The 9,994-nt window shown below is 62.8% G+C and carries 7 protein-coding genes; 4 read left to right on the forward strand and 3 right to left on the reverse strand.

Annotation, left to right across the window (positions count from 1 at the left end):
• Positions 1-195 precede the first annotated feature (195 nt).
• Entirely contained in the window at positions 196-4,050 is a 3,855-nt protein-coding gene (locus tag GOEFS_RS06485; RefSeq protein WP_050949806.1) for an nSTAND1 domain-containing NTPase, read from the forward strand.
• A gap of 89 nt (positions 4,051-4,139) precedes the next feature.
• Here GOEFS_RS06485 and GOEFS_RS06490 read toward each other — a convergent pair whose 3' ends face one another.
• Positions 4,140-4,799 carry a class I SAM-dependent methyltransferase gene (locus GOEFS_RS06490; protein ID WP_007317098.1) on the reverse strand — a complete coding sequence of 220 codons (660 nt, stop codon included), beginning with the start codon at positions 4,797-4,799 and terminating at the stop codon, positions 4,140-4,142.
• Positions 4,800-4,896: 97 nt separating this feature from the next.
• Here GOEFS_RS06490 and GOEFS_RS06495 point away from each other — a divergent pair, with 97 nt between their 5' ends.
• The 3 genes from GOEFS_RS06495 to GOEFS_RS06505 all read left to right on the forward strand — a co-directional run bounded on the left by GOEFS_RS06495 (position 4,897) and on the right by GOEFS_RS06505 (position 8,005).
• Entirely contained in the window at positions 4,897-5,865 is a 969-nt protein-coding gene (locus GOEFS_RS06495; protein WP_007317099.1) for an NADPH:quinone oxidoreductase family protein, read from the forward strand.
• A 65-nt stretch (positions 5,866-5,930) separates the two neighbouring features.
• Positions 5,931-6,206: a DUF2277 domain-containing protein gene (locus tag GOEFS_RS06500; RefSeq protein WP_007317100.1), complete on the forward strand. Its 276-nt coding sequence runs from the start codon at positions 5,931-5,933 to the stop codon at positions 6,204-6,206.
• A gap of 602 nt (positions 6,207-6,808) precedes the next feature.
• The gene (locus GOEFS_RS06505; protein ID WP_007317101.1) at positions 6,809-8,005 is read left to right on the forward strand and encodes an RtcB family protein; all 1,197 of its coding nucleotides are present in this window, start codon (positions 6,809-6,811) and stop codon (positions 8,003-8,005) included.
• Positions 8,006-8,079: 74 nt separating this feature from the next.
• Here GOEFS_RS06505 and GOEFS_RS06510 read toward each other — a convergent pair whose 3' ends face one another.
• Positions 8,080-9,093 carry a TIGR03617 family F420-dependent LLM class oxidoreductase gene (locus GOEFS_RS06510; RefSeq protein WP_007317102.1) on the reverse strand — a complete coding sequence of 338 codons (1,014 nt, stop codon included), beginning with the start codon at positions 9,091-9,093 and terminating at the stop codon, positions 8,080-8,082.
• Between the two features lie 17 nt (positions 9,094-9,110).
• The coding region (locus tag GOEFS_RS06515; protein ID WP_007317103.1) for an amidohydrolase family protein at positions 9,111-9,994 on the reverse strand (884 nt) is incomplete at its 5' end.

Genomic DNA, 9,994 nt, shown 5'->3' on the forward strand with positions numbered 1-9,994 from the left:
ATGCGGATGTTTCCCGCGTGGTGAGAGCCAGGCATGAGTACCGGGCTGTTGTGCCCACAGCAAACATCAAGGAATCGTCATTCCGCGCATCGAGATTCCGGATCGACCTGTTTACGCAGTTCAGATGACCAATCCGGAGTTCCGGACCGGAAAGAGGAGTTGGCCCAGACAGCGTCGGGACCTAGTCTTGCGCCTGTGACACAGAGTTTTGACGCCGATCAGGCCGGCCGGTTCGGCGATCAACTGATGGCGTTATTTGTTGCCGCCGGATCGCCGACGCTGGCAGCCGTCGCCGCGGGGGCCGCGAAGGTCGCGCCCTCGCGACCTCCGGTGTCGGTCCAGCGGATCAGTGACTGGCGTCGTAGTCGGCACTTGCCGGCCAACTTCGAGGCACTCGAACCGGCCCTCACCTGGCTTACCCTGCAGGCGCAGATGCGGTCCGGCGCGACCGAGCTTCCTTCGCTGCCGCAGTGGCGTCAATGGTGGCAGCACACCCGCACTGCCTCACCCGTTCCGACTCAGCTGATTCCCGCTGTCGAATTGCCCGACGAACCGTATGCCGGTCTCGCGCCGCTGACATCCGAGGATCGCGCGGTGTTCTTTGGCCGGGACGAGGTTCTTGCCGAACTGGCGAGTCTGGTCGATGTCGCCGCAGCTGACTCTGATGCGCCGGCACTTGTCGTAGTCACCGGAGTGTCGGGAGCGGGAAAGTCATCCTTGCTCGGCGCGGGACTTGCCGCGCTCGCCGACGACCCGTCTCGACATTGGAATGTGTATTCGATGTCTGCGGCCGAGTTGAGTGAGGTCTACCAGCCCAACGACCAGCAACTCAACGTCGTCGCTGTCGACCAACTCGAAGCCGTCCTCGTCGGCGCCGACGACGCGGACGCCAACAACCTCGTCGACTCTCTCGTCGCGTTGGCTACCGTGCCCCGCACCGTCGTCGTCCTCGGCATCCGCGCCGATATGTATGAACGCTGCGCGTCGCTCGCACCGATCGCGCGGGCTTGGCAACGTCGGTCATTGATCGTGCCGCCAATGACCGACGCACAACTCGAAGAAGTCATCAGCAAGCCGGCGCGCGCGGCCGGCCTCCGCGTGGAGAAGGGCCTCGCGGCGACGATGATCGCCGACCTGCATGCCAGCTCTACGCCGTCGGCGCCGGGGGAATCGGTAACCACGCGAGCCGGGCAACTGCCATTGCTCGCGCAAGTGTTGTCCGTGATGTGGACGCGACGTCGGGGCGGCGTACTGACGATCGCCGGCTACCGTGCGGCAGGCGGTGTCGAGTCCGCGATTGCCGACGTCGCCGAACGCGCGTGGGCCGACCTTTCGCCGCGAGCGCAAGACGTGGCGGGCCGGCTCCTCCTGGCGATGGTCCATATCGACGAGAACGCGGTGGTGCGCGTGCGTACTGACGGCGGCATGCTCGCGTCGGTCACCTCCGATGCCGCATTAGTCACCGAAGTCGTCGAAACGTTCGCGCAGGCCCGGTTGATCACCATCGGCCAAGGACATGTGGAACTCATCCACGACGCCGTGCTGACCGCGTGGCCGCGGATGGTCGAGGTGATTGATCGAGTACGAAGCAGCGCTCCGTTGTTGCAGCGGGTCACCTCCGATGCGCGAGAGTGGGACGACGCCGGACGGGATGCCGCGCTGCTCTACCCGCCCGAGCGGTATCACCGCGCGACCGAACTCGCCGACGATCCGATGTTCGGTGACCTCGCCGAGCAGTTCCTGACGGCGACCGGTGAGCATCTGGAGTCCAGGCAGCGTCGACGCCGATTCGCGCTTGCGGCAATTGTGGTGCTCGCGGTGGTCTCGGTCGTCGCCGCGGCACTGGCGATTATGTCTAACGTCGCGTTGAGTACACAGCGCGACGACGCGCAATACGCGGCGCTGCTGGAGACCATCGGCCGACTGAGCTACACCGATCCGGGACTGTCCGCGCAATTGGCGGTGGCGGCATTTCATATGCGCCCCAACGATAAACAAGCCCAACTGCGTGTGCTGCAAACTCAGCAGTTGCCGTTGCCGGCGACCGCACCCAAACGGCATACCGCGGCCATCTACGACCTCGCGACCAAACGGTCGGGATCGACGACGATGGTCGCGACCGCGAGTAACGACCGGACGGTTCGCCTGTGGAATTCCTCGGATCCACGCGAAATTTCCAGTTACCCAACGGCTTTGACTGGCTACCAGAGTTTCGTCACGTCGGTGGCGTTTGCCCCCGATACTTCGATGCTGGCCACCGCATCGGGAGATGGAAGCGTGCCGGTCTGGGATGTCGCCGATCCCGCCGCACCGGTCCGGCGTGGGACGCTGCACGCACCCGAAGGTGCCGGAGCGACCTACATCATCCGCTACAGCCCCGATGGCCGGCTCTTAGCTACTACCTCCGATAGCGGCGCGGTCACGTTGTGGGACACCAGGAATGCCGGTGCCGGCGATGCGCCATACCGGCCGCTCGGTGTGGTGAATGACCACAAGCGGCCGGTTCGCTCGGTTGCGTTCAGCCCGACCGCGCCGTTACTGGCCGTTGCCAGTGACGACGCGACGATGTCCTTGATTGATATCTCGAATCCCAACGCGCCGTTGACGATTACCACTATTGCCGACGGTGGTGAAGCGGGTTGGCATTCGGTGGCGATTTCGGCCAACGGGCGATATCTGGCGGCGGGCCGGGACGATGGCGCGATCGCGGTATACGACCTCGCCGACCCGCGTCGGCCGACGCTCGTCGGGCTGCGGTCCGAAGCGCATTTGGCCGCGGTGTGGTCGGTAGGGTTCTCGGCGGACGGCGCGACGATGATCTCGGCATCACTCGACGGCACAGCGCGACGCTGGGATATCGACGGAGCGGGAAGTCGAACATCTCCGGCGCGACTCGACACCATCGGCGAACCTGTTCGGACGGGTAGCGGGGCGATTCACACCGCCAGTTACCTCAGCGCCGACGTCGTGCTCACCGCTGGCGCAGCGGGGCTGTTGCAGGCGTGGTCGGTCCCATCGTCGCCGATACCCGCACATTCGTTGCCCATCACTCGGCCAGCCGTGTCGCCCGATCGCAAGTTGTTGGCCACCGGGTCGGCGGATCAGTCAATCGACCTGTGGGACACCACCGATGCCCATCGGCCGGTGCGCCGAGCGACCATCGCGCGACGAGTGGGTACCAGCGGCGGATATTACGTCGCGTTCAATCGAACTGGCCGGATCCTTGCGGTGGCGTTCGGCGGTGGTCGACATATTCAACTGTTCGACGTCGCCGACCCGGCGCGACCTCGGCCCCTGGCGGATCTGAGTGTAGCTACGAGATACACAGCCCCGCTTGTCTTTTCGCCTGCGCGCGACGTGCTGGTCACCGGCGACACCGACGTCTCGTTGGCCAGGTGGGATGTGTCCGATCCGGCCCGGCCGGTGCGATTAGGCGGATCGCTAACGGGCCCAACGGGTTTCATCCAGCGCGCGGTCTATAGTCCGGACGGCGGACAGTTGAGCGCCGCCAGTGCGGACGGGCGGGTGTACCAGTGGTCGACGTCGGCTGCCGATGAGGTGAAAGCGTCTGCTCCCCTCGATGTGCACAGCAGAGTAGTGAACGACATCGCATACGCGAAGTCCGGCGGTTACCTATACACGGCGTCGGACGACGAGACGATTTCGGTGCACAATCGGCAGGGCCGCCAGGTCTTCGTTGCTCGGGTGGGCAATCGTGTTGCGGCACTCTCCGTTTCCGACGACGGGCGCACTCTCGCCGTCGGGACCGATCAGGGCCTGGAGCTTTGGGACCTGCATGACCCGGCCAGGCTGACGCGTAGAGGTGACGACGATCCGCTCTCGCTGACGTCGATGATGACGAGATACGCCACATTCGTTGGCGACCAGACGATCTACACCGGCGGCCAGTCGATGCTGCAGTGGTGGAATACCGATGTTCTGTCCTCGGCGAAGCGGGTGTGCGACACCACCAAGGGGAATGTCAGTCCGTCGCAATGGCAAGCGGCGGCACCGGATATCCGGTACACGCGGCCATGCGTCGCGGTGTAAGACGCATTCGATCCTGCTGGAAATGTCCCCGTCAGCTGAACAGGCGGCGATATAGCGCCTGCTCCCGCTACGGGGACATTTTTAGTGGGTTATCGGTGTTGCAGGACCCGCAGCGACCCGTGAACGGCGACTTCAGCGAAGTTCCCGGAATCCAATGCCTGGCAATAGATTTCGAACGGTGGCCGGCCGCCGTCGGCCGGGTCGGGAAACACGTCGTGGATCAATAGCGCACCCCGGGGCCGAACCCACTTGGCCCAGCCGTCGTAGTCGGCTTGTGCGGCTTGCGAACTGTGGCCGCCGTCGATGAAGACGAAGTCGGCGGGCTTGCCCCACACTCGTGCGGCGTCGACGGATCTGCCTAACAATCCTAGGACGGTGCCTTCCAGGTCGGCGTCGAAGATGGTGCGGCGAAAGCGGGCCGAGGTATCCAAGGCCCCCGCGTGCGGGTCGACCAGCGAGGTGTCGTGATACTCCCACCCAGGTTGGTGCTCCTCGGAGCCACGGTGATGATCGACGGTCACAATCAGTGCGTTCGACTCCAGCGCCGCGGCCCCCAGGAACACCGTCGACTTACCGCAGTAGGTTCCGATCTCGACGCCGATCCCGACTGAATCTGGCTGGCCCAGGTAGTTCCGCGCGACGTCGTACAGGGCCATTGCCTCGTCGATCGGCATGAATCCCGGTGCGGCGTCGGCGGCGGCGAGACGTGCCGGCGTCAGCGTGGAGGCGGTGGACTGGGCGGGCGACATGCGCTCGATGCTACCGGTAACGTGTTCTACTTCTGCGCCGAGGCGGTTAGTCGGTTGTCGACGACCGGACGTTGCGTCGCGCGTAGGGTCGGGAGCTATGAAGGCGCAACTGTTAACCGAAGAGTCCGGTCCGGCCGGGCTGTCCCTGACCGACGTCGATGATCCGACACCCGGTCCCGGCCAGGTTCTCGTCGACATCAAGTCGTGCGGCATCTGCTTCCCCGACTTGCTGATGAGTCAGGGCAAATATCAGTTGCGGCCACCATTGCCGTTTATCCCGGGCACCGAGGTTGCCGGCGTAGTCCGTACCGCGCCGGCCGATTCGAAGTTTCAGCCCGGCGACCGGGTAATTGTGGCGTCGATGGTCGGCGGATTCGCCGAACAGGTCGCCGCGCATCCGATGCAGTTGTTGCCGATACCCGATGCCATCAGCTTCGAGGAGGCTTCGGCGCTGGGGATAAATTTTCAGACCGCGCTATTCGCGCTCAAAATGCGCGCACAGACAGCGCCCGGAGAGATCGTGGGCGTGCTCGGATCGGCCGGCGGCGTGGGTATCGCATCGATACAGGTCGCAAAGGCTATGGGAGCCAAGGTGATTGCGGTGGTGCACCGAACCGGTGCCGAGGAGTTACTCCGTGCGGCGGGGGCCGACGAGGTGGTGCAACTCTCGGAGGGCTGGGGTAAGCGACTCAAAGAATTCGCGCCCGAAGGTGTTGACGTGATGATCGACCCGGTCGGCGGCGAAGTATTCGACGAAGCGCTACGACAGGTCGCGCCAGATGGACGGTATGTGGTGATCGGATTCGCAGCGGGTGGAATTCCGACCGTCAAACTCAATCGAGTGTTGTTCCGAAATATCGCGGTGACCGGTGCGGCCTGGGGCGAGTACGTACGGACTCACCCCGACGTACCGGCGCTGCTGCACGATGAGTTGATCGAGATGATCGATGCCGGTATGCGCCCGCCGGTCAACGCCACCTACACGTTGGAGCAGTTGCCGCAGGCCCTGTTGGATCTGGCCGAAGGGAGGGTCCGTGGCAAAGCTGTCGTGCGGATCGCCGATTAGTTCTTCGGTGGTCGGCAGTCTGTATTTGTGAGTCCGGTAGTCATAGTCAATGTGGGAGTTTGGTCATGTGTCGAAATATCACTGAGCTGCGTGGACTCGAGCCGCCAGCCACCGAGGACGAAGTGGAAGCCGCCGCGCGCCAGTATGTGCGCAAGGTAAGCGGTATCCGTCATCCGTCGGCCGCCGTCGAGGCGGCCTTCGAGAAGGCAGTCGAAGAGGTAACCGCGTCGACGCGCGAACTGCTGGCCCAGCTGCCCGCCCGACGTCAGCCACCGAAGACTGTGCCGCCACTGCGTCGGCCCGAGGTGCAGGCAAGGATAGCTGCCAAGTCTGCTGGCTGAGTTACGCGCGCCCGGCTGGTCGAGTGCCGTGCGAGGGTGGAGTGGTCGCCCCACCCCGTTGGTCGAGTGCCGTCGCGCGAGCTTGCGAGCTCGCCGGTGTATCGAGACCTGGTGACTCGACGTCGGAAATCGTTGTGGGGCAGTCGTTGTGGGGCAGTGGTTGCGGGGCTTGATGCGCCTCGTCGCTAGCGCTCCTGGATACTCGACCATCGGGAGGAATGTCGTTGTCTGCGGTGTCGCCCCCACCTGGCTGGTCGAGTGCCGTCGTGCGAGCTTGCGAGCTCGCCGGTGTATCGAGACCCGGTGACTCGACGTCGGAAGCCGTTGTGGGGCAGTGGTTGCGGGGTCTCGATACGCCTCGTCGCTAGCTAGCGCTGCTCGGCACTCGACCATCGGAGGTTTGTCGCTGTCCGCGGTGTCGTCCCACCCCTGTTGCTGGTCGAGTGCCGCCGTGCGAGCTTGCGAGCTCGGCGGTGTATCGAGACCCGGCGACTCGACGTCGGAAGCCGTTGTGGGACAGTGGTTGTCGATATTCGATTGTCCACCGATTCACTATCCCGTACCGTGCCCCGAGTAAGATTTCGTCAAGAAGGGGAAGGTAAATGAACGGCTACCCGGTGCAGCTATCCGGCGCACCGAATACACTGATGTGGGCGCACGAGTATGAGATCGAGCCGCAGGCTCTGCAGCAATTGCGAAACATCTCCCAACTTCCGTGGATCCACGGGCTGCGTGTCATGCCCGACGTTCACTTCGGCAAGGGGGCAACGGTCGGCTCGGTTATCGCGATGCGCGACGCGGTGTCACCGTCGGCAGTCGGCGTCGACATCGGCTGCGGCATGGAGGGCGTACAGACGTCACTGACTGCTAAGGATCTGCCAGATACCTTGCACGCGTTGCGATCCCGGATCGAAGCATATGTCCCGGTCGGGTTCCGTATGCACGACAGTCCGGTTGATCGACACAAGATGTCGACCGCCACCAAATGGCATCTGAACGAATTGTGGGACTCGTTCTCCGACCTCGACGAGAAAGTGCACAATCGGCACACGCGTGCGTCCAAGCAGATGGGCACCCTCGGCGGTGGAAACCACTTCATCGAAGTCTGCCTCGACGAGAACGACCGCGTCTGGCTGATGCTGCATTCCGGGTCGCGAAACATCGGCAAAGAGATCGCCGAGCGGCATATCGGTGTGGCAAAGACCTTGCAGCACAACGTCGAACTACCCGATGCCGAGCTCTCGGTATTCCTGGCCGGGACTCCCGAGATGGACGCTTACCGACGCGATCTGACCTGGGCGCAGAATTACGCGGCAAAGAACCGCGCCGTCATGCTCGACCTAGTAAAGCGGGCGGTACTCGACGAGTTCCCAACCGCTGGAGTCACTTTCGGCAGTCAGATCTCGTGCCACCACAACTATGTAGCCGAAGAGGTCATCGATGGTGAGACGATGTACGTCACCCGTAAGGGTGCGATCCGCGCCGGTTCGGGCGAACTCGGTCTGATCCCGGGTTCGATGGGTACCGGATCGTACGTCGTCCGCGGGCTGGGTTCGGCGGACTCATTTGTCAGTGCGTCGCACGGTGCGGGACGAAAGATGTCGCGTAACAAGGCGAAACGATCATTTACGGTCGACGACCTTATCGCCCAGACGGCGGGCGTCGAGTCGCGGAAAGACCAGGGCGTGCTCGACGAAATCCCCGGTGCGTACAAGGACATTAACGAAGTTGTTGCAGCACAGGCCAATCTGATCGAGGTCGTCGCATTCCTGCGTCAGATTGTCTGCGTCAAGGGATAGGAAGTACCGCTGAGATATGTCCCCTAACGAGTTGAGATGCCATATCGCCATCTCGTCTACGCTCGGGACATATCTCAGCGGACCGCGGCGGCCAACTCCGCCAAGATCTGCGCATCAGCCTGATACGGCGTATTGAATCCGAGACGATCAACTAAGCCGCCGAATCGCTCCGACAGCTCCATCGCACCCGATGCTGGATCATTCACTGTCACCGCAACCGTATCCACTAGTTCGTCGTCGATGAGATCAGCCATCTCAATCCACTTGCCCTGCTTCGACAATTCTCGCAACTGCGGGCCTATCGAAGCGCGGCCGTGTAATTCCAGGATGGGCCAGTAGGCTGGCGTCGACGCGTAGAAGGAGATTTGTTTGCGGATGGCCTCTCGCGCTGCCGCCCTTTCCTCCGACGTCGCCCCGACGATAATCATCGCCGAGTGATGAATGTCGACGTTCGTATCGCGGTGGCGCGAGGCCGCTCCGACGTTCAGCGTCGGAATTGTGACCTCCCGAATAAAGTCGGCGGTAGCTAGCGGATGCGACAGAAATCCATCCGCCACCGCACCGGCAGTCCGAGTCATGTGCTCGCCGATTCCGGCCAACCATATTGGGGGAGTGCCAGTTTCAGCTACAACGTTCGGATCTGGCATGAACAGTGGAGTCATCAGGGTGTGCTGGTAGAACTCTCCGCGATAGTCGAGCCAACCACCGGTTAACCAGGTATCCCAGATTGACCGCACCGCGTCGATCATGTCCGCCATTCGCGCCGCGGGACGACTCCACGGCATCGAATAGCGGCGGGTGATGTGAGGTTTGATTTGGGAACCGAGCCCCAAGACGAATCGCCCGCCCGAGTACGACTGAAGGTCCCACCCCATCGTCGCCAACAACATCGGGTTCCGCGCGAACGCCACCGCGATCGACGTCCCCAATGTCACCTCCCGAGTGTGCTCCGCTGCCAGCAACAATGGAAGGAACGGATCGTGTGATCCTTCGAAGGTCCAGATCCCTTGGTACCCGGACTCTTCGGCCGCGACGGACGCGGCCGCCATCTCGCTCAGATCGCAAGTCAGCGTCACGTCGACATTCATGATTCCGGGCTCCTCATTCAAACGCCGAACACACGCGCGGCATTGGAGTAGAACACGCCGCGAAGCCAGTCGTCGCCCAGATCCAGTCGAATCAGTGCGTCGAGCGCGTGTCGATAGCTATACGGAATATTGGGATAGTCGCTGCCGAAGAGAATGCGGTCGCCCAAGTCGGTCAGTCGAGAGTGGGCATCTTTTGGGAACGGAACCAACTCTTCACTGAAGTCGGTGAACGACATCGTCGTATCTAGTAGAACCGCAGGGTATTTCGTGGCGATGTCGAGGAACTCGACGAACTCCGGAGTTCCCATATGCGCGATGATCAGCGGCAACGACGGAAACCGGTGCAGAACATCGGCAATCGGCCCTGGGCCGGTGAAACGTCCTGGTGCGGGACCAGATCCGCAATGGATGACCACTGGAATCTGCGCGTCGGCCAGCTGAGCCCACACCCCATCGAGCAGCGGGTCGGTCGGGGAGTAGTCGCCAACCTGAATATGGGACTTGAACACGCGCGTACCGGATTCGATGGCCTTACCGACGTAGGCCGGTGCTGATTCTTCCGGATAGAACGTGGACGTATGCAGGCAATCGTGCTGTCGCGCGGCGAAATCCGCGGACCAGCCGTTGAGCCATTCGCCCATATTCGGCTTGTGCGGGTAGATCATCGACGTGAAGCGCCGGACTCCGAACGCACGCAAGCCGGCGACACGTTGATCCTCATCGGCCCGATAGTGGATCGGCCACTCGCGGCCCACCATCGGCCCGACCGAATCGAAGTAGGCCCATACCTTGTCCATGACGTTACGCGGCATGAAATGGGTATGGACGTCGATCAACCCGGGCAGTCCGAGCTCTCGCCACACCGCTGTGACCGAGCTTGCCTCGTCGTCGCTGAAGGGTT

Origin of the sequence: Gordonia effusa NBRC 100432, from assembly GCF_000241305.1 — a bacterium.
Lineage (GTDB): Bacteria > Actinomycetota > Actinomycetes > Mycobacteriales > Mycobacteriaceae > Gordonia > Gordonia effusa.